Below are 26,804 nucleotides of genomic sequence, written 5' to 3' on the forward strand. Positions count from 1 at the left end.
CTGGATAGTTACTTAACTTAACGTATGGAGTCATTAATCATTATGGAGATGGCTTTGTTTCATCGAGAGCGTAAAAATTCTTTGTCTATGCAAAGAAAATCTATAAAAGATTTAACCCGCATTGTAACCGCTGGTCAGTTTTTGGCTGAAGAACGACGACAAGTATTAATTAAAAAAATACAGGTGTTTTCTCATCTTGAAATGTCACGTTATGAAAGTTTATGTACCCGGCTCATTGAGAATTTAGTTTATTACTGCCAAAGTTTACCTGAAACCACAAACAGTTATTACTCTCAACCTGGCGGATTGGTTGATCATGCTTTAAATCGTACCGAAGCAGCGCTAAGCCTGTTTCAGGAATTTATGGTTCAAGAGCGATTAGGCACGGTATCTGAAGAACAGATGCTTTGGCAGTATGCCCTGTTTTCCGCCGCGATTTTACAGGGAATAGGTAAGCTCTTTATTGATTATCGTATTAATCTATTTGATAGCAATGGTCAATTGTTACGTGAATGGAACCCACTTCTAGATAGTATGGGCTCTGTTGGTCAATTTTATTCTTATGAGTTCCAAAAAGAATCTGAGGTTGAACTGCGCCGTCGCATTAATTTATTGCTTGCGAGAGCTCTGATGCCTGCCAGTGGTTTTTCTTGGATTGCATCGAATGGTGAAGTCTTAGCGGTATGGCTAGCCTTACTCAATGAAGATGAACGCTCTGCAGGAACCTTGGGCGCTATTTTGATCCGTGCGGATGCGATTGCCATTCAGCGCTATTTTACAGAATTTATGTTGCGTAGTGGCATGCAAAACCCTTCAGGCCCTTATGGACGAGCGGGAACCTTTAGTGGTGGTGTACCAGAGACGTTATTAGAAAAAGAGCGGTCTGCAGGACTGGAATTTTTAGAGTGGTTTATTAAGTCCTTGGATGAAGGCCGTATTATGATTAATAAGGCCCCTTTATTTATGGTCCCTGGAGGCATGCTGATGTGCCAGGAAATGTTCCAGCTCTTTGTGCGCGAGCATCCTGAGTATAAGAATTGGCAAGCAATCCAAAATGGTTTTCTTTCTTTAGGCTTACATAGTCGCAACGCGGACGGTAGCGTACTGAGTCGCTTTGAGCAAATGCAAAATCAGCAAATGGAAAGTGGTATTGTATTTTCTAAATACGCGATTGCTTTACCTAGCTCGGTGAAAGTGCAGCATTTATCCGGTAAAGTAGAAACAATGTCTGCGATGGAGTTAGTCAACAAGGCGCAATATCATACCCAACTGACTCAGCAGCAAAATGCGGTGGTCGCTCCTACTTTGCAAAAATTAAATGCGACAGGTCAATGGCAGGCAGCTGAAAATACGGGGAATGCATTACGACCAGGAGCAAAAAACGGTGCCTGATTATGCCATTGGTGACATCCAAGGATGCTATGACCCTTTACAACGACTCTTAGAACACATCGATTTTGATGAAAAAGTCGACCGCTTATGGTTTGTTGGTGACTTGGTAAACCGTGGCCCTCAATCGCTAGCGGTATTACGTTTTATAAAATCTTTACCCTTAGCACCCAGAATTACTTTAGGCAATCATGACTTGCATTTACTAGGCTCTATATTTGGCGATGAGCCTTGGAGAGGGCATGATGATACTATTCAGGAAATTTTGCAGGCACCCGATAAAGAAGAGTTAGGCCATTGGTTAAGAATGCAGTCGATTTTATATTATTCAGAAGAGTTTAATTTGGTGATGACCCATGCCGGGGTTGCCCCGATGTGGGATTTGCCCAAAGCCATACGGCTGGCACGTGAGCTTGAAGTGGTACTTGCGGGGGAGAATTATCACCATTTTTTGTCGCATATGTATGGAAATAAACCGGATATTTGGTGTGATGATCTGGTTGGTGTCGATCGTTTAAGAATGATTACCAATTATTTCACCCGCATGCGTTTTTGTGATGCAGAGGGTGGGCTTAATTTGAGTTATAAAGGGACACTTGCCGCAGCGCCCGCAGATGTTTATCCTTGGTATGCAGTGCCTAATCGTAAAGAGCTTGATGTCGACATCGTTTTTGGACATTGGGCTGCACTCATGGGGCAATGCCCTAATCCTAAAATTTATGCCATAGACACAGGATGTCTTTGGGGAGGACAATTAACTGCCTTACGTTTGCAGGATAAGCAACGATTTGCAGTTTGGAACAAGAATGAATGAGTGAGCTAATGAACCGATTCTCGTTATTTTTGTTGAGTGCATTGCTTAGTTTACCGGTTTTTGCCTTAACAATAACAGAGGATAAACAGCAGCTAAAAGAGGCAGAAGAACGCTTAGAGCAGGCCATTGCTCGGCCTGAATTTATGCTGAAAAATTGGATTGAGCTACCGACCTCGCCGGCGGCACGTAAGAAAGCTGTACGCAAGTTAAGTTTACGAGAAGCTATTTTGCTGGCTTTACGTTATAACCCGAATATCCGCAATGCGGAGCTGGATCGGGTGGTCCAGCGTTATCAATTGCGTTTAGCCAATAATGAATTTGAAATGCAATATGCTTTAGGTGCTTCGGGAGTAATCCAAAAAAGCCGCTTTAATGGGGTGGGTTCTGATACGACACATAGTTTTCTGGCCAGCCCTGAGTTGGGGTTACGTACTAAATTAGGCACTAAAGCTAGCCTTAATATCGATAATAATGTCTATGGGGACAATAATTTTAGCCCGGTATTAAGTTTCTCTCTCACTCAACCCTTACTGCGCGGTTTTGGTAAAAATGTGAATGAAGCAGCATTATTAAATGCTATCGATACCGAATGGTTAAATAAGTTAAGCTTGCGTCAATCCGTCTCCGATCAAATTACCCAAGTGATTATGGCATACCGTTCGTTGATCCTTAGCGGTAATACTTTACAAAACCAACGCTTGCAATTAAAAGAAGCGCAAAAGTCGCATGAAATTAATGAAAAGAAAATCGCCGCAGGGCAGTTGGAGCCTACCGCTAACATTCAACAGTCTTATCAAATTGAGTCTTTGAGTTTGATGGTTGAGCAAGGTGAAAATGATTTTCAAAACGCAACGCAGGAGTTATTGCAGGCAATAGGCCTCGATCCGGAAACACATTTGTCCGTACCCAGCGATGTGGTTATTGAAAAAATAGCGGTTCCAGATTTAAAGAAAACTATTGAACAAGCTTTAGCGCATAATACCTTATATTTGGCACAAAAATTGGCCTTACGCGCGGATGAACGAGCTTATAAAATTGCAAAAAACCAACAGCTTTGGCAGGTGGACTTAGGTGCAAACGTACAAAGTGGTACGGTCAATGATGTGACTGGAAAGAGCAATGGCATTCGTGGGATCTACAATGGCCACAATATCACTGAAGCGGCACGTTTGACGGTAACGGTGCCATTGAATGATGTGAGTCGACGTAGCCAATTGATTAATGCAAAAATACGTCTGGAAAAAGATCGACTCAATTTGCTTGCGACCAAAAGAGCCTTGATTACCAACATTACGAATATCATTAATAGCATTAGAAGTTTGGCCAAACGCTACCAGTTAGCGCAAAAGCAAGTGAAATTAGCAGAACAATCCTACGCTTTGGAAAAGAAAAAACAACAAGCAGGAATTGCTACAGCCCTGGAGGTAAACAATACGCAGAATCAATTGATTCAGGCGCAGGCGGGATTAATTACGGCCAAAGTTGCTTATCTTAATCAAATTTCGACATTGCAACGTATTCTGGGAACCACATTAGATCACTGGAAAATTAAACTTAGGTATGGTGGATGAATAACTATTTAAATCGGTGGCACATCGCTGCCTTAATCCTGATTGGCAGTCTTCTCTCTGCGTGCGGTCGTCATGAACAGCAAAAAGCAGATAGTGCTCATCGTTTTGAAGTCAAAACGCAAGCCTTACATAAAAATTTGCATTTTACGGGCACTATCCAGCCTTTGCATGAAAGCACTATTACCAGCCCCATGGAGGCTGTAGTCGAGACCATGAATTTTCATTATGGGCAAATAGTCAAAGAAGGAGAGGTCATTCTAACCTTGAATTCTACGGACCTACAAAAACAGTTTAATGAGACTTTAACCGATTATTTAAAAGCGAAAGACAGTTATTCCATCGCCAAAGCCAAGTTTTCTGGTACTCAAGATTTATGGGATGCAGGTTTATTGGCTAAAAATAATTACCTTAGTGAAAAGTCTAATATGGATACAGTGCGGGTCACGCTTATGCAGTCGACCCGTAAACTTACCGAAATGCTGGAAAAGGTAGATGAGCGTAATGCAAAAAAAATGTCGACCTTAAAGCTGGCTGATTTTGATAAGGTACGTGCTATTTTAGCATCGCAACATAATTTAATTCGCTTGAAAGCACCAAGTGGGGGCGTCTTGCTTTATCCACCGAAAGCAGGTGAGGATAAAGCCGCTCGCATTACCGTGGGTGCCTCAGTTAAAGGAGGCCAGGTTATTGCATTGATTGGTGATTTAACCGGAATTAGTATTGAAATTGAAGTGCCAGAAATTGATATCTCCCAGATCCATACGGGAATGAAGGCCAGCATTAGCGGTATTGCTTTTGGTAAGCATCCACTCCAGGGCGAACTAGTCGCTGTAAATGCCCAGGCTTCAAATACCAGTAATGGATTACCCTTTTTTACGGCAGTAGTCGAAGTAAAATCGTTGACCCCAGAACAGCAGCGCTGGATTAAAGTAGGCATGAGTGCGGCAATTGAGCTTAGTGTCGATAGCGGTAATCAATTAATCATTCCAATTGCGGCCATCAAGCGAGAAAAAGGGCAAAATACCGTGATGGTACAAAACGCCTCAGGAGGCTTGGAAAAACGAATGATAACCACGGGCGCTGCACAAGCTGATACGGTTGTCGTCGAAACGGGCTTAAAAGCAGGGGATGTGGTGGTTTATGAGTAGCCGGTCTTCGGTGGCTAAACCTTTAATGAGTCTGAGTAATATTGTAAAGACTTATCATCTTGAAGGTATCAGCTCCACCGTATTAAAAGAAGTCTCTTTGACTGTTTCAGAAGGTGAGCTCTTAGCCATTGTAGGGGCATCTGGCTCAGGCAAATCGACTTTAATGAATATTATCGGTTTATTAGATAAGGCAGATACAGGAACCTACTTGCTTAATGAGCGGAATGTGTCGGCATTAAGTGATGATGAGCTGGCTGCTGTACGTAATCAGCATATAGGTTTTGTCTTTCAGCAATTTAATTTGTTACCCCGTTTTAATGCTATGCAAAATGTAGCGCTGCCATTAATTTATCGAGGTACTCCGAGCACAGAAATCAACGACAAAGTTTTAGCCGCTTTAGAGCATGTTGGTATGGCCCGTTACGCACATCACCGTCCTACTCAATTGTCCGGTGGCCAGCAACAACGGGTTGCTATTGCGCGTGCGTTGGTGACTGAACCACAGGTCATTCTAGCGGATGAACCCACAGGAGCTTTAGATTCTCGCACTGGCACAGAAGTGATGAATTTATTTTTAAGCTTGCATGCCCAAGGCCGTACGATCATTATGATTACCCATGATGAGCATATTGCTTCCCTATGTCGACGGCAAATCACTCTGGCTGATGGTGCCGTGGTGGCGGAGAATTTGCCATGAACTTCAAACGTCTTGTCCAACAGGCTTTAGTTAATTTAACAGCGGCAAAGCTACGCTCTTTTTTAGCTGTTTTAGGTATTTTAGTGGGAACTGCCGCCGTGGTGGCTTTAATCAGTTGCGGGCAATTAGCTACGGAAAAAGCTTTAGAGCAATTTAAAGCCTTGGGAACGGATTTATTAGCGGTTGCTGTTTATCAAAAAGAACCAAGCAAATCGCCAAGCCAGGCGAGTTCATTATCCATTGATCAATGGCAACAACTTTCTGAACTTATCCCTTATATTAAAGACATAGCTCCCTACAGCACGGCTTTTCAGCCAATGAGTTTTCAGGGTAAAACCATGCAAGGGGCGCTGATTGGTGCTGATGAGCATTTAGCCAAAATTATAAAAATTAAACTGGCCCAAGGCCATTTTGTGTCTTTTGTGGAGTCGTTTGAGCATTATTGTGTGATTGGTGATGGTTTGGCCCAGCAAATTAAACAGATTAGTTTCGATGATCCAATTGGCAAGCAGGTACGCATAGGCCAGTCTCTTTATACCATTATTGGGATTGCCGAACGGTGGAAGGAAAATGGTTTTTTTAATGAGGACGTAAACCAAGCGGTGATCATTCCCTTGGCAGGTATGAACTTAGTAAGTAAAGATGCCAAAATAAATAATGCAGTATTGGAGTTAAGAGCGGATAGCCCTATTGATCAAATCATCGTTGACATAAAGCAACTCATTAGCTCCTTTTCCCCAAAGCTAAGTGTGTTTCCACGCAGCGCTAAACAAATTATTGCCAGCATGGAGAGCCAAGGCCATATTTTTACTTTATTGCTGGGAGTGATTGGCGGAATTTCTCTTTTGGTTGGCGGTATTGGGGTAATGAATGTCATGTTGGTTTCCGTAAGCGAACGAAAAAAGGAAATTGGTATTCGCAAAGCGGTGGGAGCCCGAAATAGCGACATCCAAGCTTTATTTCTAGCCGAGTCGGTCATGCTTTCTTTAGTGGGAGGCGTTCTCGGAGTGATTCTGGGATTAATTTTTACTTGGATCGTTGCCTATTTTAGTGGATGGAATTTTACCATTTACCTATTACCACCGCTGGCAGGGTTCATGGTTTCAGCCGCCACCGGTATTTTCTTCGGCTTTTACCCTGCTCGCCGCGCCTCAAAACTAGAGCCTGTAGTCTCCCTACGCAGTGAATAATAGCTGTAGCTTTTCTTAAACAACGTAGCCCGTATTCGTGTTGTGTAACATGGGCGCGTCGAGCCCCTCATCCAAGCGACAGTTCGTATCCGTATTTTCATTTCCACATTGAATTTCTAAACTAACTATTCTATGATGAAAAAACTCTTTTTATCATAAAAATGGACTTTGGCTATGTTAAAAAAATCTTTAGGATTAGCGGTATTAACAGGCAGTATTTTTTCCGTTTCCTATGCAGATAAGCCTGCTACAGATGCCTTAACTCCTACTGCAAATAATAATGTTCCCACAAGTTATGCTCCAGTCGCTATTCATGAATCCTTTCAAAGTATTTTGCAACGCATGAGTGCAGCAAAACAAGAAGTTGAAGCCAAGCAACAAGAACTGTTAAAACAACGCTATGACTTAAGCAACAAGCCCTCACCAACGGCAAAAATGTCTAATGGGAAAGCAGTTCAAGAGGGCGTGCGTGTTAAATTGCCCGCAGGAGTGACTTGGGAAAAATTAGGACAAATGAGTCCTGAGGAAATTAAAAAACAAGGTTTATTCCCCGCAGGCTTTTTGCCTCTACCTCACCCGCATCATGCTGAGGGTGGAATGGTATTTCCTAAATTTGCTATTGATGAAATTAATAAACAAGAAAATCGAGATTTAACCCGCTTTGATTTGGATTTCGATATCCCTGATCACTTTTTACCCCCATTCCCTGCCCCGATGTTCTTAACTACGCATCCAGAGTTGGGTGATGTATCGAAGGGTAAATTAGTAACCATTGACAACTATTATGAGTTATTTAATGGGATTTTGAATCCGAAGCAAATCGAAGGTTTGCGACTCTTACTGACCCCCTTTCCACAACAACAATTTAACCAAACCGAAGATCGCCGCTCACTAAAACCAAGTCGTGGAGTTGCCTGTTTTGACTGCCATGCGAATGGCCATACGAATAAAGCAACACATTTAACCGGAGAGGCCCGACCACAAGAAGTGCGCCATCGCGTGGATACCCCGACTTTGCGTGGGGTAAATATTCAACGTTTATTTGGTTCTCAACGTGCCTTAAAAACAGTAGAGGATTTTACTGAGTTTGAACAAAGAGCCGCATATTTTGATGGGGATCCAGTTATTGCTACTAAGAAAGGGGTTAACATTTTAGAGCGCGGTAGCCAGGTTCATTTTATGTCAGAGTTCCAATCTATCCTCGATTTTCCTCCAGCACCTAAATTAAACTGGGAAGGAAAGCTTGATCCAGCTAAAGCAACACCTGCTGAAATGCGTGGGCAAGAGCTGTTCTTTGGTAAAGCGAAATGTGGTACTTGTCATGCGGCACCTTATTATACCGACAACACCATGCATAATTTACAGACGGAAAATTTTTATCAGCCGCAAATGGTTAATGGAATGAAAGTTGTCGGTGATGGACCAATTAAAACCTTCCCTCTTAGAGGCATAAAAGACTCTCCTCCTTATCTGCATGATGGTCGTTTGCTGACTTTGGCTGATACCGTGGAGTTCTTCAATTTAGTGTTGCAACTCAAGTTGACTCCAGAGGAAAAAGCAGATTTAACCGCCTTTATGGAAGCATTGTAAGGGTATCTTTATTCGGCTATATCTTATGTAGGCTGGGCTGTAACGCTCGGCATTGAGAGTAAGCATAAACCGTGTTTTGCTGGGCTTTACAGCCCAGCCTACGATTTGCTTGAAGCCACGTGGTTGTACATACGTCACGTCATCTTATAGAATACATTTTTAGTTTAAAGAAAAATAAAGGGGAAGGGCTATGAGAAAGTGGTGGCTAGTCGCAATAGTAAGTATTTTGATGCATCAAATTGCTTTCGCACAACAGCAAAGTTGGAATCAATGGGTTGCGGAGGTACGTACTGAGGCTTTAGCTCAAGGCATTCCTCCAGAGGTTTTTGATAGTGCTTTTGCCGGAATCCGGGAACCCAGCCATGCCATTAAAGGGCTTTTAAAGTCACAGCCTGAACATCGGTTGACCTTTATGAAATACCGCAGCACTCGAGTGGATAATTACCGAATTGCAATTGGGCGCAAAGAATTTAAAAAGAACCAAGCCATACTTGAAGATATAGCGAAAAAATATGGAGTAAATCCTTGTTTTATTGTTTCTTTTTGGGGAATGGAAACCAGTTATGGCACCTACATGGGTAATTTCCCAGTGATTAAAGCCTTAGCTACGTTGGCTTATGATTCAAACCGTAAAGACTTCTTCCGTAAAGAATTATTCATTGCCCTACGTATTCTTAATGAAGGCCATGTTAGTTTAGCTGATTTTAAAGGCGAGTGGGCCGGTGCTTCCGGACAACCACAATTTTTACCTTCCAGCTGGGTTAGATATGCAGTGGATTATGATGGTGATGGTCACCGTGATATTTGGAAAAGTAAACCAGATGTCTTTGCTTCCATCGCGAATTACATGAAACAAAATGGCTGGCAAACAGATGAGCCCTGGGCTATTCAAGTTAAGTTACCTAAGAATTTTGATCGTGCATTGGAAGGTAAAACTACGATTAAACCAGTAAGTGAATGGGCTTCTTTGGGGGTACTTACAGAAGATGGCAAACCATTGCCTCATCAAAACTTAAATGCAAGTATTGTTGAGCCTTATGGCGGTCCTACATTTATGGCTTTCCCTAACTATAAGATGATTTTGCACTATAATAATTCTATCTATTATGCAGGAGCCGTAGGTTACTTAGCGGATAAAATCTGCCAAGCACAACCACGATAAAAGATTATGAATGATTATCTTGATAAAACTGCCAGTTTAACGCCTTTAGCAAAGCGGGTAATTTGTGACAAAGCCACAGAATATCCGCACACAGGGGCTTATAATCAAGTAGTTACTCAAGGTACTTATTTATGTCGACGCTGCGGCTTGGCACTTTTTCGTGGCTCAAGCCAATTCAGCTCTGGTTGCGGTTGGCCTAGTTTTGATGCGAATATTGTGCAGGCTGTGAAACAAGTTCCCGATAGCGATGGCAGACGCATGGAAATTCTTTGCGAGCGCTGTGATGCACATTTAGGGCACGTGTTTACTGGCGAATACTTTACCCAAAACAATTTACGCCATTGTGTTAATTCCGCTTCCATTGATTTTATTGCTGATAACAGAGTTTTAGATACCGAGGAGGCCATTGTTGCTGGCGGCTGTTTTTGGGGTGTAGAGCATTTTTTAAAGTTGATTCCTGGGGTATTGAAGGTTGAGTCTGGTTACACTGGTGGTGTGACCTTAGACCCCAGTTATGAGCAAATCTGTCAAGGCAATACCGGACATTATGAGGCCGTACGCGTTATTTATGATAAGGCGCAAACAGATTACCACCAGGTGTTGAAACGTTTTTTTGAAATTCATGACCCAACTCAAAAATTGGGACAAGGCCCTGATATTGGACAGCAGTATCAGAGCGCGGTGTTTTATTATAATCAAGAACAATTAGATGAGGCTGAGCTCTTGATGCAAATGCTTCAAAAGCGTGGCTATCAAGTGGCAACACACCTATTGCCGGTGCAGACATTTTGGCAGGCAGAAGATTATCATCAAGATTATTATGCCAAACATCATAAGATCCCTTATTGTCATCAACCCGTAGAGCGTTTTTCGTAAAACAATTTATTACTTTCTCACTCAGTGCAAAAAAATTGAATTATAATTAATCGTATATATGTAATCAAAAGGAAGTACAGCGATGCACGAGCCCAAAGAAACCTCTGATAAAACTACTGCTAAAAAAACTGAACAGGAAGATGAGGTTTTCTTATCTGCTCCCTTAGAAACCGGAGAGACAGATATTGCTAAACAGATAGGCACTCAATTAGATGACGAAGAAAATGCGAAGAAAAAACAAGTGTCGATACAAAGCGAACAGCTTGATGTATTGTTGAAGGCCTATAAAGATCGGTTTGGTGAAGATGATTGGTACAAGAAACATCCCCCCAAAGTTGAAGAGGATGGCAGTATCACCATGCACTTTAAGTCTTTTGATGATCTCGCTGATTTTAGTAAAGAGCAGGCAGAGGCGGGGATTCCCTTTGTCATGGTAGATAGCGATACGAATAAAGTAATGGCTTATTCAAATGGTGATGGTAAATTATATAACGGTGACGGTACTGAATTTAAAGCAGGGCAAAAGGATTTCATCGACGGCGATGACTTTAAGAACTTTAAAATGCCTGAGCCCACTTCAGGCCCTGAGCCCACTCCAAATGAGGGACCCGATGAAGATGCAGAACAAGACGAAGATAATCAGGTCAGGCCAACATAAGTCTTTTCGCAGCTTGGATGTCGTGTAATGCTGTAGGTCGGGTCCCTGGCCCGACGTTTCTCACCAGTATCACCAAAAGCGAATAAGTTGAATACATCATTACATTAATCTTTTAAGGCTTCCACTCGTACAACTCCCATCTTGATTTTTACGATGCTATCTGATAGATTTTTGCTCACTTATTTAGGCAGGGATGAATTATGCCGCATTATCGTAAACAAGCCGCTCTCGAATTAATAGTGCAACTGAAAGCATACTTAGGCACAGATAGATTGCAACCTAAGGATTATATGCCCAAGCCCGAGGTTAATTGGAATAAAATACTTGAGGTGTTCGCTGAGTACGAAGCCAAAACAAAAAATCTCTACCAACATAAAAATATATTTAGCTTGGAAGTATATAGTTTTTTTTATCAGTATATATTAGCTATTTTAATCGCCAAGAAATATCTTGATCTCAAAGACGCGAATACCATCCATAAGCATTCAGCAGAGCGAAGGGTTTTACTGAATGAACACGTCCATTTTATAATTGAACGACTCACTCCTTACCAGAAAAACCATGAGGGATTGAAGGATCTTGTGCTTCCTCCATCTTCAGCAGAACCGCAAAAAGCAATTGATTATGAAGCAAATGCTGCGACTAAGTTATATAAAGATTATGTACAAGCATATAACAAAACAAGTTCGTATAAATTGGATAGTAAGATACCTGATTACTTCAAATGGGAAGATGTTATCTCTGATCTTGAGCGAGCCGAGCTCACCATGCTGTATAACTTACATAGTAAGCAGCCAGATAAAGAGACAGGGTACCGCTATATACAGGTTCTTGCTGGAGCCGAGAAATATCTTGAACGTGCAAAGAAAGATAATCCGCACAGAACCGCGCTTGTACATGAGCATTTAACCTTTGTAATTGAAACGCTGCAATTAATGCAAGCAAAAGTGCCTGCGCTAATTCCGTTGGCGATACCACCACAAATGATGGCTAGCAAGGGAGAGAGCTCTCCCGCCTCTGAAAAACCAAAGCCGTATAGGAATGAGAAATTAACTCCAGTTCTAAAAAAGATAGAGAATTATGCAACGTACCTAAAAAACGATCCTCGCAGTCATTCTTTTTTTGGCACCAACCTCCGAGTCTCTAATAAAGGGCAAATGCTGTTAGATTTTGTAACTGATATCCAAAATGCAACTGACTTAAATGAAATTAAAAAGCTCATTAGCGACTTTGATCTACAACGAAATAACTATATTCATCATAAAGCTATTTTTTCATTAGGGCAAAATGCAACAACCCTCTATTTTAATTCATTTATGAGTAATATTGGTTGTGCTACACGCTTACGCACAACAACGATCACCTTAATCGACGAGCTTCGGGAATTAGTTAATGAGTCGAACCTCATGCCCCAACGTAGCACTCGTAACACGATAAATTAAGATGTAACCTGGTTGCTGCAACCAGGTTTTCTTTTTAGAAGCCTACGCTCGCAAATAAAGTTGCTCAAATCCCGAAAACGATAAACTATGATGTTTTCTCAGTGCGGGCTTTTCAGCCTCTAAACTCAGATTAGGATAGCGCTGCAGCAGCGTTTTAAAAATATGATGCATTTCCATACGCGCCAACTTTGCCCCTAAACAAAAATGACTACCATAACCATAACTAAAATGTTGCGCTTTATTCTTTGCAAGGCTAATACCATTTGGCTGATTAAAATAATGAGGATCACGATTAATCGCATGGGTTGAAATAAAAATAACTTTACCCTTCTCGATCAATTGATCACCCAACAAGGTATCGTTTTTGGTCACGCGGAAAATAAAGGTTACCGCCGGATCAAGACGATTGCATTCTTCAATATAGGCATCAAGAGCATGCCTATTCTGTCGTACTTCATTCCATAAGCCCGGGGTACTTAATAAGATAAAAAGATTATTACAGAGCTGATCGGTGGTGGTAACTTGTCCTGCAACTAACATCATAATGGCTTGCGAAATAATCTCCTCATCATTTAAGCCAAAATGCGCCTGATGCTCTAATAAAATACTCAAAAAATCATTACCTGGTCTATGACGTCTGTCGCTAATTAATTGGGCAAAATAATCATACAAGCATTGAGCGCTGTGATTCACCTTAATGCCATCAGCATCCAAATAACTGGTTGAGCCGCCAAAAAATTGGGTCATGTCATTCGACCAATGATAAAAGTCCATGCGCTCTGTATCTGGGATGGCGAAAAGCTCTGCCAAGGTGACGGAAGGGATTTGTTGTGCCAGTTGACTAACAAAATCAAAGGGTTGTTGCCCTGTAAACTCAGTCAGACAGCGGTCAATGGTGTTTTGAATCAATGGCTGCAATTGCTCGAGAAAATTAGAGCTAAAGCCATGATAGCAAATTCGTCTTCTATCCGTATGCTCTGGGGCATCACTCATCACCATCATTTTACTGACCACTTTAAAAAAGTCAGTGATCAATGACAAATTCATTTCCGGCATGCGTGAAATAAAAAATGGGCTGCGGTCACAGCTAAAATCCTCACTCATCAACACCTGTTTTGCCAGTTGATAGGAGCTTATAACCCAGAAATTTCCAGGATCCCACCAAAAAATATCTCCCATTTCCCGTACATGATTACTGAATTGTTCTGGAGTGGAATTTTGTTTTAATTGCATAAGTGTATAAGCGGTCATAATATTTGGATCCTTCGTAAATGCCGTGGACTATGGCGCTGAAAGGCATTACGTCCATGCAGCAAAGAAAAATTATCGGCAATCAAAAAATCACCTGGCTGCCATTGGTGTTGATACATAAATTGCGGCTGGCGCAGGTGCTGACTTAACGTGTTTAGAATTTTTTGTGATTCCGTTTCACTCTTGCTATTGACGCGTACTGTTACTGGGTTTAAATAGTCCTCACCTACGGGTTCGGCAAAGCGTAAAATAATGCGTTGTGTGTCTGGATGGTAATTGATTAAGTCGCGTGTAATAGAACCGCCATAATGGGCAAGTTTTTCCGTGTGAAAACTTAGGGCGTAATGACGCCATTGTGCTTGTTGGGTAGTGCTGGCAGCTTCCCAGGCTGCTTCGGTATTGATAAATACAGTTTCACCGCCACTGCCCGTTTCGGGGGCTTGCAAGCAGTTAAAAAACAAGAAACGAGGTTCTTTATGAAAGGCTCCATCCCAATGCAAGGGAACATCGCCTTCGGTAAATAGGTAGTTTTTGGGGGTGGTGTCCACCTTCATTTCCATTACTGGGCCAAAATCCCAAGAAAGCAAGCGAGCTTGGCTTTGACAGTAATTTACTAATGCTTCGCGCGGTAAGGGATGAAAGCCTCGCAAGAGCACAATTTTATGTTCTGTTACTTGGTTGAGTATGGCTTCGAGAGAAAGCATGGTTAAACAACGGGGTTCTTTGGTTTGAATGATGTACGGTTGCATTAGCTTGCCTCCAAAACGTAATGATCTTCATCTAATGTCGCTCCCAACCGCTCAGCTTCTTCGCGCTTAATTAATTGCCAGCCCTGAGCGTCTTTTAGCAAAACATTATGCCAAGGAGTGCTCCAGCGATTACCAGAAGGGATAAATTGAATCCCCATTTTGTTAGAGCCGCAGGGTTGTGGGTGAATGGACAGGCGTAGGGACTGAGAAAAATATTGGGCCAGCAACTCAGACCAGGCGTTCGAACGGCGCATGGCTTCATAGGCAGTTTCCTTGGCTTGCTGTCGCAATTTATTTTTGCTTTGCTCAGGTTTTAGCACTAATTGATCTTCAATAATAAAGCGATGAATGCCATTAAACTGATAGCGCCAATGTGGTTCTTCGAGGATCTGTTGTTTTAAGCTTGCTAAAGATTGGCCAAATTCCAGCATGAGTAATTCGCGCATGTTTTGATAATTATGACCGAGGTAAACCTCATCCAAGTTAAAGGTAGTTAAATGATTCAGCCTATGTTCGGCGATAATGTTTTGAATACCTTGCTGATATAAATCCACATCTGCATCACTGACTAATACCAAATCATTGAATACACGGCCATCCGAACAAATAATTAACTTCACTCCGGGTTGATAAATCTTTTGCATGTTTTGGCATAGCTGATTGAGTTGTGTTAAACCCATAATTTCGCCACGATCGGGCTTGGCCGATAAGGTTTTTTGCCGATTCGCTGACTTCGCGGGAAAGGCCGGAAGGATTAAGGTCAACATACGTTCATCGCAGATGGCCTGCTGAATTTTCGCTCGTGGGTGTTGGCTGCAGAAACCGCATGCAACGCCTGGGCATTTTTTTTCAGCATCTTCGCTAATACGGCGCTGGTTCATGATTAAACGGAGTAGCTGTTGTGTCGTGTCTTCAATAGTGGACATGATGTTTCTCCCTGAATTAGTTAATTATCAGATTAGAGAAATCCTTTATAATTTGATAATATTAAGTTTTTATAAACTTAATAAAAAAAACTGATGGATATTGATTTTGATGCCTTGCGTGTTTTTGTCATGGTGGTTGAGCGTGGTGGCTTTAATGCAGCGGCTCAATCTCTATTTAAAAGCCAGCCGGCAATTACAGCGGCAGTTAAAAAATTGGAAGAGCAGCTTGGAATGCTTCTTTTTGATCGTAACCAATATCGCCCGGTGTTAACGGCGGAGGGAGTAAAATTACATCAGCGTGCGAAATCACTTATTGGACATTGGCATAATGTCAGTCAATTTGCAGAGCAATTGCAGGCACAACAAGAGAGCGATATTACCATTGCCATTGATGTATTTTTTCCTCTCGCTAGCCTTAAAAACCTTTTGCAAAGCTGGATTAATCGCTTCCCTGGTACACAATTCCACTTTCTTTCAGAATCGTTGGGTGGTGCTTGTGAGCGTTTATTGAGGAATCAGGCTGATTTAATTATCAGTGAAAATTTAATGATGAAAAAAGCTGTAGAGGTTATTCCTTTACGCACTGAACCGTTGGTTGCCGTCGCGGCGCCTGAGTTTATTGAGCGTTATCATAAACAATTAGATGATTTGGATACGCTTTCTGAATGCATGCAAGTAATTCTGCGCGACTCATCGCAGTCTGACTTTTCTTTTGGGGTTATTGAGCATGGCCGTCACTGGACTGTACGTGATGTGATGGCTAAGAAGGACATCATCGTTGCAGGCCTTGGCTGGGGAAGATTACCGCTGCATTTAATCACCCAAGAGCTCGCGGATGGACGGTTGCATTATTTACAAGGAACTCATTTTGATGAGCGCTTGGTGGTTATGGGCGCGATACGCATGCAAAAGCCCGCGCATGGGCCGATTGCCGAATATTTATGGGCTGATTTAAATTTAAGGAAAATGACGATAGCTCATGAAGATGCGCAGTAACCTATAAATTCAAGGCACAGAATCCTGGATTGCATCGTAGTAACGAAGCAATCCACAAGTACATAGCGCTCTTTATTTTTTTACCTGAATGATTGAGTAGCCATAGCTCCTTTATCGATCTCGCAATAATAGTGTTCTTCCGCAGTGGCGGCAATTTCTCGGCATTTAGAAACACTAGATTCATAACCACTAGAAAACCGACTGGAAAACAACGATGTTTCCCCTGGAATAACGGCAAGCAAATTTTGTAATTTTTTTAATGAATCAGTTTGCTTAAGAACGTTAATTAAACGTAGTGCATCATTAGTTTTACGGAGGGTTAATACCGGATCCCTAAATAAACGGGTTACCCATGAGGATTGAAATTCTTGATTGATATCTAATGAACCCCTTGAGTTAATATACCGATGCAATTGATTGATGCAACTATCTTTAATGTTTTCTAAGGTAACCGCTCTTATGCTTAACAAGTCATCTAAGGCTTCCGCAATACGAATAGATGATGGCATTCTTTGTTGCGGACCAAAAACTTCTTTGTTTTCTCGGATATGGATATCATAGGCCGCAGCTAAATTTTTTCTAAGCGTGGGATCATCTTTTAAGAAATCGGCATCGTAAATATCCGGACGGTATATGCGTATAAAGAGTAAAGCTTTAATGGTACTTATGGTTTTAGGGTTCTCAGTACGGTGATTTGAAAAAAATGGCCCATAGGCTAAATATTTGTCATCCCAAGTCATAATGCTGTCAATACTGACCCTTTTCGCTTTGGAATTAGACAAATAAGCCTCTTCTCTTTGTTCTAACTGTATGGCCATCGCGATATCAACACAGACCAGGGTTCCATCATTGGTGACAATAAAATTGTTCGTTGACGTGGCATCAACCACAATTCTGCCTGTGCGGTTAAAAATATCAAGCAACCCAAGCATTATTTCATGATCGCTCGCTGCGCACCCAGGTACATAAGGACAAACCCAGCCTCGTCCATGGATACTCTGAATTATTTTGGCTGGCGGTGATAGATGAGGGTTAATTTCATTCCATAAGCGCACGGAACGCTCTGGAGTATCAGCAATATTATCTTTTTTTTGAATTTTAAGAATCAGCGAGTGATCTTCGTTGCGAAAAACTTTATTGTACTGCCCTTCACCAAAACTCGTCCAAAGCATAATTCTATCTCATAACGTTATTGCGATTCTTTATAATGTTTATCAGCCTCTTCAGCTTTACGCTGATTTTCTTGTAATTGATACTCATTGAGCTGTTGTTGCCAAAACGTTTGCGCCTTTGTTTTCCACTGCTGTACTTGGCGCATTAACAAGCCCAAATGAGTTGCTAACATGGGTAATTTTTTAGGACCAAATACGATTAGCGCAACTATAAAAATTACCAGAAGTTCCATGCTCATAAGGATTTATTATCTTCTTTGGAATTGTCTTTGATGGAATCATCATTCAATGCATTGCGAAAATTCTTAATGGCTTCTCCCAAATCTGAACCGATGGTTTTTAATTTGGAGGTACCAAATAGGGCAATAATAATGATTAAGATTAATAATAAAGAAAGAGGGCTAATACCACTGAGTCCCATGTCAATTCCTCATGTTACGGTTAAATAAAGCAAACAATCCAGTAACCACAAACCCACCTAGGGTGATTATGGTAAGTTGTTTGTGATTGAGTAGATGGAGGTATTCCAGCAGGCCAACTGATAAAAAGGCCATGCTTGCCCCTATGGCTATATTACTTCCACTAAGTGATGATGGTTCTTTTTCTTGCTTGCTGCGAATCATTTCTTTTTCGGCAATGAGTTGCTCTTTTTTCAGTTCAAGCACATCAAAAATTAAGCGGGGCATATGCGGTAACTGCTCAGCAAAAAATGGCAAGTTCTGTTTTAATTGTTGGAAAAAAGCCTTCGGGCCAATCTGATCTTTTACCCACTGTTCTAGGAATGGTTTGGCCGTAGTCCAAAGATCCAGCTCAGGGTAGAGTTGACGGCCTAAACCTTCAATCGCCAGCAATGTTTTTTGTAATAAAACCAATTGCGGCTGTACCTCCATCTGGAAGCGGCGAGCCACTTGGAACAGGCGCAATACTACTTGCGCAAAGGAAATATCCTTTAATGAGCGCTCAAATATGGGTTCACAGACAGTTCTAATAGCGCTTTCAAACTCATCTACACGAGTATCGCGAGCAACCCATCCTGATTCAACGTGTAATTGCGCAACCCGTCGGTAATCACGATTAAAGAAGGCGAGTAAGTTTTCTGCAAGATAGCGCTTGTCATTATCATTTAGGGTGCCCATGATCCCAAAATCGATGCAAATATATTGTGGGTCTTTAGGATGCTCATAGGATACGAAAATATTACCTGGGTGCATGTCCGCATGAAAAAAACAATCGCGAAAAACTTGGGTAAAAAAGATTTCTACGCCGCGTTCGGCGAGTTTTTTCACATCTACACCATGGGCTTTCAGCGTATTTAAATCGGAAACAGGAATACCGCGAATACGCTCCATAACCAGAACATCATTGCGGGTATAATCCCAATAGATTTCTGGGATATATAAAATGTGCGAGCCTTCAAAGTTGCGGCGTAATTGGGCGGCATTTGCAGCCTCTCGAGATAAATCGAGTTCATCAAGCAGGGTGTGTTCAAATTCTTTAACGATTTCTCGTGGCTTTAAGCGGCGGCTTTCTGGCCAATAACGATCTGCCCATTTAGCAATAGTGTGCATAATGCTTAGATCATTTTCAATCAATCGCCGCATATTCGGTCGGAGTACTTTAACAATGACCTCTTTACCCGTATTAAGGGTTGCAGCATGAACTTGAGCCATAGAGGCTGAGGCGAGCGCTTCTGGGTCAAATTGTGCAAAGACATCATAGGGTGATTGGCCGTAGGCTTGTTCAATGATTTGCATGGCTTTTTCACTAGAAAAGGGGGGAACGCTGTCTTGCAGCTTAGTTAGTTCCAGCGCGATTTCCGGAGGTAAAATGTCTGGTCGAGTAGACAAGGCTTGGCCAAATTTAATAAAGATGGGGCCTAGTTCTTCCAATGATTTACGCAATGCCTGCCCATGAGTTAGATGCTCTTTACGAAACCAATTCCATGGATTTAAATAAACGATAAAGCGAAAAGGAGCAAAAAGCCTTAGCGAGACTACGACATTATCGAGTCCATTTTTGGCTAAGATGTAATTGATGTGCAGTATACGAAAGAGTTGTTTAATCGATTTCATGGCGGCTTATTAAATGATTTACATGGGCTTGCAAGCGCTCAACGCTTAACGACAATTCATCCACTTCTTTATAGAAGTCTTCCAGTTCATTTTGAGATGGCAGAATGCGTAGTTCCTCTTGGAGGTATTCAGACATATTCTGGCGCATTGATTCATCAATCCGTTTGGTAAAGGATAAGCCTTTGCGCACAAAAGAACCAAGCTGGTGAGCAACAACATCACCGGTAAAATGAGCTAAATGACCTTCCCAATCGATATCCATTTCATCAAATAATTTTTTAACTTGTTGCCCCAGCTCCATATTACCAGACATCCGAATTTTATCGTTAAATAGGGAGCGTGCTTTAGAAGCAGGCAAAAGGCTAAGACGAATTAAACCTAGAGGACTGCTATGAATTATGGTATCTGCTTGGCCTTCATAATAATCTAATAATTCGACAGCGCCCTGGCTAAACTGAATAAAAAAACGCACATTTAATGGCGCAATAATCATTTCCAGGGTTTTGCCATCTAATGCCTGCAATTTGCTGGGCATGTGTTCATCCAATAAGATGGCTGTATTTATTGCTTTTTGTAAGGCTTTTAATGAATATTTTTTTAACATAATCAACTCAATACTTATAAGCAACGTGTAGGGCCACGATTCCACCGCTTAGATTATGATAGGTACAATCTTCGAATCCGGCATCTTCAATCATTTTTTTCAAGGTTTGCTGATTAGGGTGCATACGAATCGATTCAGCAAGATACTTATAACTGGCTTCATCTTGTGCAAAAAGTTTACCTATCTTCGGTAAGATATTAAATGAATACCAGTCATAAACAGGCTTTAATCCTGGAAAAGACGGAGTAGAAAACTCTAAAATCATCACTTTTCCACCCGGCTTGCAGACGCGGTACATGGAGCGCAGGGCTTCGTCTTTATCCGTTACATTTCGCAGGCCAAAACCCATTGTAATGCAATGGAAATTATTGTCTACAAAAGGTAGGCACTGAGCATTGGCTTGGACAAAATCGATGTTTTTGTATAAGCCTTCGTCAAGTAAGCGATCGCGCCCTACATTGAGCATGGCGGAGTTAATATCTGCCAAAACGACTCGTCCGGTATCGCCAACTTTTTTACATAGTAGACGAGTAAGATCGCCGCTACCGCCAGCTAAATCGAGAACTACTTGTCCAGGACGCACATGGCTTAATTCTATGGTATAGCGTTTCCATAAATGATGAATACCAAGGGACATAAGATCATTCATCATGTCGTAGTTTTTCGCTACGGAATGAAAGACTTCTGCGACTTTTTTTTCTTTGTCATCCCAGCCTACCGAGGTATAGCCGAAATGTGTCGTTTTCTTTTGATCGCTCATAAATAGGGTGGGTTTATTAAGAAAGGCTACATGTTAACTGATCTTAAGCAAGATACCCAGTGTTGGTAGGAATAAATTCGTTGTGTTTAATTGCTTGTCGTTGTAATTCTTTGTTTGCATAAGAGCTCGACTATAAAAAAAGAAGTGTTGTGAATGAGCTGTTTTATTTAAAAAAATCAAGGTATTCTTTAGCCATCAAATGGAAGGATTGATAAGGTTAATAAAGTAGATGGTTAAAAAGCGGTTAGTAATGTGTCTTTTACTGGGCTTATTTACGTACACAAGTGCTCATACCGGTGCCTGGGTCCGCAGTAAAGGGGAGTTTCTTAATATTGCTACGGGACAATATTATCAGAGCACCAACTATTGGACGACTGGAGGGCATTTGCGCTCTAGCCCGATTTATAAAAAAGGCTATGGCAGTGATTATTTTGAATACGGCGTTACAGATAAATTCACCTTTGGCGGATATTTTTCTGGGCTGCAAAGTAATACGCAAGCGAATGGAACCCAAGGAGGAGGGAGCGATAATTTGCTTCTAGGGAGGTTCTTGCTCTGGAAAGGGGATTCGGTTGTTGTATCCACCCAGCTGCTTGTTGATGCATTAGGGCACGGCGCACATCTCAATATTCCACCCCAAAATGGTCGCTTAAATACGGGTGAAGCGTTACTGATTGGTACTGGGGGTTCCTCAAAAAATAAAAAAATAAATTGGTTTTTTGATAGCTCCATAGGCGTGCTCCAACGCTACGGCCCTGGAGATCAGGCTCAGGTCATTTTTGAGGGAGGCTTAAAGTTATTCCAAGACCGTTTTTGGATTTTCATTCAAAATTGGAATACCATCGGTTTGGCAACTCCACAAAATGGGTCCTACAATTTATTTACGATCGCGCCAAGTATTGTGTATTGGCCAACTAAAAAGATTGGTCTGCAGCTGGGGTTGACACAAGACGTTTACGGACAAAACGTAGGTGAGGGTATTGGGCCATTTGCGGCACTATGGCTTTACCTCTAAGGATAGTATGTGAAACTTGGCGAATACCTCATCAGTCAGCAGCTGATTACTAAAGAAGAATTACAGCACGCACTGGAAGAGCAGAAGCTCAAAGGTGGAAAGCTGGGGGATATTTTGCTGGCTACGACCTCCATGAGGGCGCAAGAGTATTACCGTTCTCTTTCGGCTCATTTCAAACTCAACTTTGTGCAGCTTTTAAAATACCCCATAGATGACAATTTGTTGACCGAGTCAGAGAAAGATTTTTATTTAGCTCATGAAGCGATTCCCGTTAGTTATGCCAATAAGTGTTATACCGTGGCAACTTCAGATTTAACCGAAGAAAACTTTGCATCAATTAAAGAGCATTGGGGAAAGAACACTATTATTTTAGGGACTTCCAAATACGACGTGTTGGAAGTCTTACAAAGACATTACAAACATGCTTACCTAACGACCTCCATAGATCAGCTTGCCAGAGCTAATTATCATCTTAGTTCGAAACGCACCATCTCTACTTGGCAGCGCCTTTTCTTTTTCTTCGGACTTATTGCTTTAGTCTCTTGGGCTGTTCAAGAGCCCAAACACTTTCTCTTGGCGTTGAATGGCTTTTTTATGGTGTCTATTGTCGGCATTCTTATTTATAAATTTACCTTATCGTTAATTGCCGCAAGTATTCATTCGCATGTGAAACTGCCAGAACTAGTCACCGGGGAGGTGGAAGAGTTACCGATTTATACCATCTTGGTTCCCTTATATAAAGAGAACGAAGTCACTCTGCGAAACTTATGTAGCAATCTTGAGAAGCTAGATTACCCCAAGCATAAATTGGATATTAAAATTTTATTGGAGCAGGATGATGACGTTACCATAAAGGTGCTAAAAAACTTTCAGTTACCGAGGTATATTAATTTTGTGTATGTGCCGGCATCAGAACCACGAACTAAAGCGAAAGCGTGTAATTATGGGTTGCAATTTGCTCGCGGCAAATATCTGACCTTGTATGATGCTGAAGACAGGCCTGATCCGCTACAACTCAAAATTGTGTTAAATGAATTTGCTAAAGGAAATGATAAGCTGGCTTGCGTTCAATGTCGCTTAAATTTTTATAATGCCAATGATAATTGGCTCACCACCGTCTTTGCAATTGAGTACATTTATTGGTTCGATCTGTTACTTCCAGGCTTAGAATTTTTGGGGACACCTATACCGCTAGGAGGAACCAGTAATCATTTTAGAACAGATTTTCTGCGGATAGTGAATGCTTGGGATCCATTTAATGTTGCAGAAGATGCGGATTTGGGCGTGCGCTTAACGCGATTGGGATATCATAGCACGGTCGCACCATCGACGACTTACGAAGAAGCAACCTGTCATGGCTACAGTTGGATCAAACAACGAACACGATGGATTAAAGGATACATGCAAACCTATCTAGTCCATATGCATACGCCATTGCAATTATTACGCTCCCTGGGAGTTCGTGGGTTTATGGGTTTTCATTTGTTTATTGGGGGCACCATTTTAACGAATCTTGCCAATATCCTGCTGTGGATAGTCTTTATCATGAGCTTTTTCAGCAACCTCTCCTTTTTATTTCCAGGAAATACCATGCTTTATGCGCGTATTAATTTCTTTGTAGGTGCCGCATTGATGATATTACTTAATATGTTTGCGGTGATGAAAAAAGACCCCAAAAATGTACGTTTTATTTTATGTGCACTTACTTCACCGTTGTATTGGCTTATGATGTCCATTGCCTCATACCGGGCTTTATATCAATTGCTGTTTAATCCCAGTCATTGGGAAAAAACAACTCATGGGGTGAGCAAAACATTAAATTAGAATAGGGGTTGTTGAAAACACTGCCGTACCCAACATCCTTAAATTAGGGAGATGTATCATGGAATTAATACCCGTTATTTTATCAGGTGGTGAAGGCTCTAGATTATGGCCTGTTTCTCGCTTGCATCACCCCAAACCGTTCATCAAACTTAAGGATGGCCATTCTTTATTACAAAAAAATTTTTTAAAAGCGCAAGAATTAAATAATATCAATGAAATTGTAACCGTAACCAATAAAGAGTTACTGTTTAAGACTCTAGATAATTATTCAGAAGTGAACACACAAGACATTGCTTTGTCCTTTATTCTGGAGCCTTATGCCCGTAATACCGCTTCTGCGGTAATTTCTGCTGCATTGTATATCGCGCAAAAATATGGTGAGCAGGCTGTGATGCTGGTATTACCCGCAGATCATCTGGTGAGTAATCATCTGGCATTTAAAAATGCGGTCAATGATGCACTGAGCTTAGCTTTAGATAATAAATTAGTCACCTTTGGCATCAAACCCAATAAACCGGCAACGGAATATGGCTACATTGAGGTTGAGGGTTTTCAGGTGGTGCGTTTTGTTGAAAAGCCTGATCAGGAAAGTGCAACGCGCTATGTCAACGCAGGAAACTTCTTTTGGAATTCAGGCATGTTCTGTTTCAAAGTGAGCACTATCCTCAGCGAGGCTCAAAAGCATTGTCCGGAAATTTATAAGGCAATAAAGCATTGTTTAGAATCTGCTCCGCAAATTAACTCTGAAGATTACTCCAAAATAACCTTACAGGATGAAACCTTTAAGCATGTCCCTGAAAACAGCATTGATTATGCTATTTTAGAAAAATCACAGAATCTTGCCGCGGTACTTTGCGACATTAATTGGTGTGATCTGGGCTCTTGGAATGCAATGGCCAATCTTGTTCCCCTGGATCAGCACGGTAACCAAATTGAAGCGAATGTTTTACTAAGAAGTGTATCTAACTGCTATATCAGAGGGGACGAGCGCCTTATCGCCGCTATAGGGCTTGATGACTTAATGATTATTGATACCCCCGATGCGTTGTTAGTTGCGGCTAAAGAACGTGCTCAAGAAGTAAAGCTTCTGTATCAGGAATTAAAAAGGGAAAATAATGAAACCTGTACTGATCATCGAATAACCTATCGCCCATGGGGTTCTTATACCGTGTTGGATCAAGGCGTGGGTTTTAAAATCAAGCACATCGAAGTTAATCCCAAATCCTGTTTGAGTTTACAAATGCATTATCAGCGCAGCGAACATTGGGTGGTGGTGAGTGGCAAAGGCATCGTGCATTTGGGGGATAAAGAGGTTTCTATCAATGCTAATCAATCGTGTTATGTACCAATTGGCTACAAGCATCAATTATCTAATCCTTATGAGGAACCGCTTATATTGATTGAAGTTCAATGTGGCAGTTATTTAGGAGAAGACGATATCGTACGTTTCGAGGATAAATACGGACGTTGCTAGATTACCCCTACGTAGCCTTGGTGCAGTGTAGTCTAACCAAGGTTCTCCAGGCTAAATCTAAGTTATAAGTTAGACAAGGTCGTTAAGTAATACTGTTCATCTGGTGGTAAATTATCCCTTTGCGAGCGCCATAAACATTCGGCTAATTGCTCCATCATTAAATGTTCCACTGCTAACGGATCAGCATATTTCTTTAATAAAAGCTGATATATAGCACTGATCCCTACAGGGCGATCGGTGGCTATTTGTTCACGAATCCCCAGATGCAATCCCATATGTAAAAAGGGGTTTGTTTCTCCAAGTTCTGGATAATAAGTTTGCTGTTGAAACTTATTCTGATTTTCAACAGCCTTATGATATTCAGGATGTGCCAAGATGACCTGTACAACTTCATTTTCTAACGGGGTCAATGGTTTTTTCTGCTGATATTTTTCCCAACTACTAAAAAACATTTGCCGAGTTTCTTGAATGGTATCGCCGTAAAACATGATGTTTTAAATCGCTATAAAAAGATTGAGTGTAACGGAATAAAATCAGAACAACAATGATTGTTTACCGGGAACTATCACAAATAGTTGCATTGTTTTTGGTAAATAAGTTGACACTAATCAGTGCTTGTGAGATATTCACTCTGCGAGGTTGGACTTGCTATGTGTCATTCCACTGGGTCAATTGGCGACACACTGATTGGCCCTTTCTATTTTACCGTTGTTCTAATAATTTAATCCCAAAATTAAATTTACCCCATTAGCACCTAATTTAATACCAATCGTCATCATCAATAAACCACTAATTAATTCAATTCCTTTCCATACCGTATCTTGTGCTAAAACATCGGAAAAATATCGGGCAGTAAAGGTCAAAGAGCTAAACCAGATGAAACTGGAAGTAATTACTCCCATTAAGAAATAGAGTTGTTGATCAGGATATTCACTGCTGCCGCCACCAATAATGACTAACGAATCGATAATTGCATGGGGATTGAGTAAGCTAAAGCCCAGGGCCAGGAATATGATTTGTGTTTTATTATGAGGCTGTAAAGTATGCTCGGTGGTTTTTTCTGATTCCACAAAGGCATTTTTTAATGCTTTCAATGCGTAAAATAGTAAGAATGCGCAGCCAAAGAATATCATCCAAACTTGCAGCATCGGGCGTATCGCAAGCAGTTCATGCAATCCGGTAATACTGGCACAGATTAAAACTAAATCACAGATAAAACAAATCACCGCAGAAAGCAGCGCGTGATTTTTACGGACACCTTGTTTAATTAAAAAAACATTCTGTGGACCCAGCGCAATGATTAGGGATAAGCCCAAAAGTAAGCCATTAAGATAAACAAACATAGTAAAACAAATTAAATAAACTAAGATCGCGATTATAACATTGCAACTTATCCGTTGTAGAGTATAAAATGCGTCGGTTAT

Annotated in this window: 26 protein-coding genes; 15 read left to right on the top strand and 11 right to left on the bottom strand. The window is 41.3% G+C overall.

From position 1 onward, the window contains the following. The first annotated feature begins 42 nt into the window (after positions 1-42). The 11 genes from J2N86_RS00465 (at position 43) to J2N86_RS00515 (ending at position 12,537) form a co-directional block, all read left to right on the top strand. The gene (locus tag J2N86_RS00465; protein WP_252580204.1) at positions 43-1,392 is read left to right on the top strand and encodes a conjugal transfer nickase/helicase domain-containing protein; all 1,350 of its coding nucleotides are present in this window, start codon (positions 43-45) and stop codon (positions 1,390-1,392) included. Then, positions 1,385-2,203 (top strand): symmetrical bis(5'-nucleosyl)-tetraphosphatase, encoded by an 819-nt coding sequence (locus J2N86_RS00470; protein ID WP_252580206.1) that lies wholly within the window; start codon positions 1,385-1,387, stop codon positions 2,201-2,203. Before J2N86_RS00465 ends, J2N86_RS00470 begins: the two co-directional genes overlap by 8 nt. Before the next feature lie 8 nt (positions 2,204-2,211). After that, positions 2,212-3,774 carry a TolC family protein gene (locus J2N86_RS00475; RefSeq protein ID WP_252580208.1) on the top strand — a complete coding sequence of 521 codons (1,563 nt, stop codon included), beginning with the start codon at positions 2,212-2,214 and terminating at the stop codon, positions 3,772-3,774. Further along, positions 3,771-4,922 carry an efflux RND transporter periplasmic adaptor subunit gene (locus J2N86_RS00480; RefSeq protein ID WP_252580210.1) on the top strand — a complete coding sequence of 384 codons (1,152 nt, stop codon included), beginning with the start codon at positions 3,771-3,773 and terminating at the stop codon, positions 4,920-4,922. Before J2N86_RS00475 ends, J2N86_RS00480 begins: the two co-directional genes overlap by 4 nt. Then, positions 4,915-5,619: an ABC transporter ATP-binding protein gene (locus J2N86_RS00485; protein WP_252580212.1), complete on the top strand. Its 705-nt coding sequence runs from the start codon at positions 4,915-4,917 to the stop codon at positions 5,617-5,619. The genes J2N86_RS00480 and J2N86_RS00485 overlap by 8 nt, the downstream gene beginning before the upstream one ends. Beyond that, a complete protein-coding gene (locus tag J2N86_RS00490) occupies positions 5,616-6,809 on the top strand; it encodes an ABC transporter permease (protein ID WP_252580214.1) in 1,194 nt (397 codons plus the stop codon). The genes J2N86_RS00485 and J2N86_RS00490 overlap by 4 nt, the downstream gene beginning before the upstream one ends. A gap of 174 nt (positions 6,810-6,983) precedes the next feature. After that, a complete protein-coding gene (locus J2N86_RS00495; protein ID WP_252580215.1) occupies positions 6,984-8,399 on the top strand; it encodes a cytochrome B6 in 1,416 nt (471 codons plus the stop codon). A 229-nt stretch (positions 8,400-8,628) separates the two neighbouring features. After that, positions 8,629-9,561 (top strand): lytic murein transglycosylase, encoded by a 933-nt coding sequence (locus tag J2N86_RS00500; RefSeq protein WP_407658996.1) that lies wholly within the window; start codon positions 8,629-8,631, stop codon positions 9,559-9,561. A 6-nt stretch (positions 9,562-9,567) separates the two neighbouring features. Further along, entirely contained in the window at positions 9,568-10,437 is an 870-nt protein-coding gene (locus J2N86_RS00505) for a bifunctional methionine sulfoxide reductase B/A protein (RefSeq protein WP_252580218.1), read from the top strand. An 82-nt stretch (positions 10,438-10,519) separates the two neighbouring features. Further along, complete coding sequence (locus tag J2N86_RS00510) at positions 10,520-11,095, top strand: hypothetical protein (protein WP_252580219.1); 576 nt, start codon at positions 10,520-10,522, stop codon at positions 11,093-11,095. Between the two features lie 200 nt (positions 11,096-11,295). Beyond that, positions 11,296-12,537, top strand: coding sequence for a hypothetical protein (locus J2N86_RS00515; protein WP_252580221.1), 1,242 nt, complete (start codon positions 11,296-11,298; stop codon positions 12,535-12,537). 42 nt (positions 12,538-12,579) lie between these two features. Here the strand turns inward: J2N86_RS00515 and J2N86_RS00520 are convergent, their stop codons facing one another. From J2N86_RS00520 to J2N86_RS00530, 3 genes are read right to left on the bottom strand one after another with little or no spacing between them, the layout of a single operon-like run. Continuing rightward, the gene (locus J2N86_RS00520) at positions 12,580-13,788 is read right to left on the bottom strand and encodes a cytochrome P450 (protein WP_252580222.1); all 1,209 of its coding nucleotides are present in this window, start codon (positions 13,786-13,788) and stop codon (positions 12,580-12,582) included. After that, positions 13,785-14,537 (bottom strand): TauD/TfdA dioxygenase family protein, encoded by a 753-nt coding sequence (locus J2N86_RS00525; protein WP_252580224.1) that lies wholly within the window; start codon positions 14,535-14,537, stop codon positions 13,785-13,787. The genes J2N86_RS00520 and J2N86_RS00525 overlap by 4 nt, the downstream gene beginning before the upstream one ends. Next, positions 14,537-15,463, bottom strand: coding sequence for an isocyanide synthase family protein (locus J2N86_RS00530; RefSeq protein ID WP_252580225.1), 927 nt, complete (start codon positions 15,461-15,463; stop codon positions 14,537-14,539). Before J2N86_RS00530 ends, J2N86_RS00525 begins: the two co-directional genes overlap by 1 nt. Before the next feature lie 93 nt (positions 15,464-15,556). Between J2N86_RS00530 and J2N86_RS00535 the strand changes: the two genes are divergently transcribed. Further along, positions 15,557-16,459 (top strand): LysR family transcriptional regulator, encoded by a 903-nt coding sequence (locus tag J2N86_RS00535; RefSeq protein ID WP_252580227.1) that lies wholly within the window; start codon positions 15,557-15,559, stop codon positions 16,457-16,459. Between the two features lie 80 nt (positions 16,460-16,539). On the opposite strand, the gene J2N86_RS00540 is transcribed toward J2N86_RS00535, so the two are convergent. From J2N86_RS00540 to ubiE, 6 genes are read right to left on the bottom strand one after another with little or no spacing between them, the layout of a single operon-like run. Then, positions 16,540-17,631: a hypothetical protein gene (locus J2N86_RS00540; protein WP_252580229.1), complete on the bottom strand. Its 1,092-nt coding sequence runs from the start codon at positions 17,629-17,631 to the stop codon at positions 16,540-16,542. A 17-nt stretch (positions 17,632-17,648) separates the two neighbouring features. Beyond that, positions 17,649-17,870: a Sec-independent protein translocase subunit TatA/TatB gene (locus tag J2N86_RS00545; RefSeq protein ID WP_252580231.1), complete on the bottom strand. Its 222-nt coding sequence runs from the start codon at positions 17,868-17,870 to the stop codon at positions 17,649-17,651. Next, on the bottom strand, positions 17,867-18,052 hold the full coding sequence (gene tatA, locus J2N86_RS00550; protein WP_252580233.1) for a twin-arginine translocase TatA/TatE family subunit: 186 nt from the start codon (positions 18,050-18,052) through the stop codon (positions 17,867-17,869). Before tatA ends, J2N86_RS00545 begins: the two co-directional genes overlap by 4 nt. A 1-nt stretch (position 18,053) precedes the next feature. Next, positions 18,054-19,703, bottom strand: a complete 1,650-nt coding sequence (gene ubiB / locus J2N86_RS00555; protein WP_252580235.1) for a ubiquinone biosynthesis regulatory protein kinase UbiB — start codon at positions 19,701-19,703, stop codon at positions 18,054-18,056. After that, positions 19,690-20,307: a ubiquinone biosynthesis accessory factor UbiJ gene (locus tag J2N86_RS00560; RefSeq protein ID WP_252580236.1), complete on the bottom strand. Its 618-nt coding sequence runs from the start codon at positions 20,305-20,307 to the stop codon at positions 19,690-19,692. The genes ubiB and J2N86_RS00560 overlap by 14 nt, the downstream gene beginning before the upstream one ends. A 7-nt stretch (positions 20,308-20,314) precedes the next feature. Beyond that, positions 20,315-21,067 carry a bifunctional demethylmenaquinone methyltransferase/2-methoxy-6-polyprenyl-1,4-benzoquinol methylase UbiE gene (gene ubiE, locus J2N86_RS00565; RefSeq protein WP_252580238.1) on the bottom strand — a complete coding sequence of 251 codons (753 nt, stop codon included), beginning with the start codon at positions 21,065-21,067 and terminating at the stop codon, positions 20,315-20,317. Positions 21,068-21,296: 229 nt separating this feature from the next. Between ubiE and J2N86_RS00570 the strand changes: the two genes are divergently transcribed. From J2N86_RS00570 to J2N86_RS00580, 3 genes are read left to right on the top strand one after another with little or no spacing between them, the layout of a single operon-like run. After that, the gene (locus J2N86_RS00570; RefSeq protein ID WP_252580240.1) at positions 21,297-22,082 is read left to right on the top strand and encodes a hypothetical protein; all 786 of its coding nucleotides are present in this window, start codon (positions 21,297-21,299) and stop codon (positions 22,080-22,082) included. 9 nt (positions 22,083-22,091) lie between these two features. Next, positions 22,092-23,906: a glycosyltransferase family 2 protein gene (locus J2N86_RS00575; protein ID WP_252580241.1), complete on the top strand. Its 1,815-nt coding sequence runs from the start codon at positions 22,092-22,094 to the stop codon at positions 23,904-23,906. Positions 23,907-23,964: 58 nt separating this feature from the next. Beyond that, complete coding sequence (locus J2N86_RS00580) at positions 23,965-25,380, top strand: mannose-1-phosphate guanylyltransferase/mannose-6-phosphate isomerase (RefSeq protein ID WP_252580243.1); 1,416 nt, start codon at positions 23,965-23,967, stop codon at positions 25,378-25,380. A gap of 62 nt (positions 25,381-25,442) precedes the next feature. On the opposite strand, the gene J2N86_RS00585 is transcribed toward J2N86_RS00580, so the two are convergent. Both J2N86_RS00585 and J2N86_RS00590 read right to left on the bottom strand, forming a co-directional pair. Then, a complete protein-coding gene (locus J2N86_RS00585; RefSeq protein WP_252580245.1) occupies positions 25,443-25,868 on the bottom strand; it encodes a DUF1841 family protein in 426 nt (141 codons plus the stop codon). Positions 25,869-26,093: 225 nt separating this feature from the next. Then, positions 26,094-26,723, bottom strand: coding sequence for a LysE/ArgO family amino acid transporter (locus tag J2N86_RS00590; protein WP_252580247.1), 630 nt, complete (start codon positions 26,721-26,723; stop codon positions 26,094-26,096). Between the last annotated feature and the right edge of the window lie 81 nt (positions 26,724-26,804).

The organism is Legionella lytica (genome assembly GCF_023921225.1).
GTDB classification, from domain to species: Bacteria; Pseudomonadota; Gammaproteobacteria; order Legionellales; family Legionellaceae; genus Legionella; species Legionella lytica.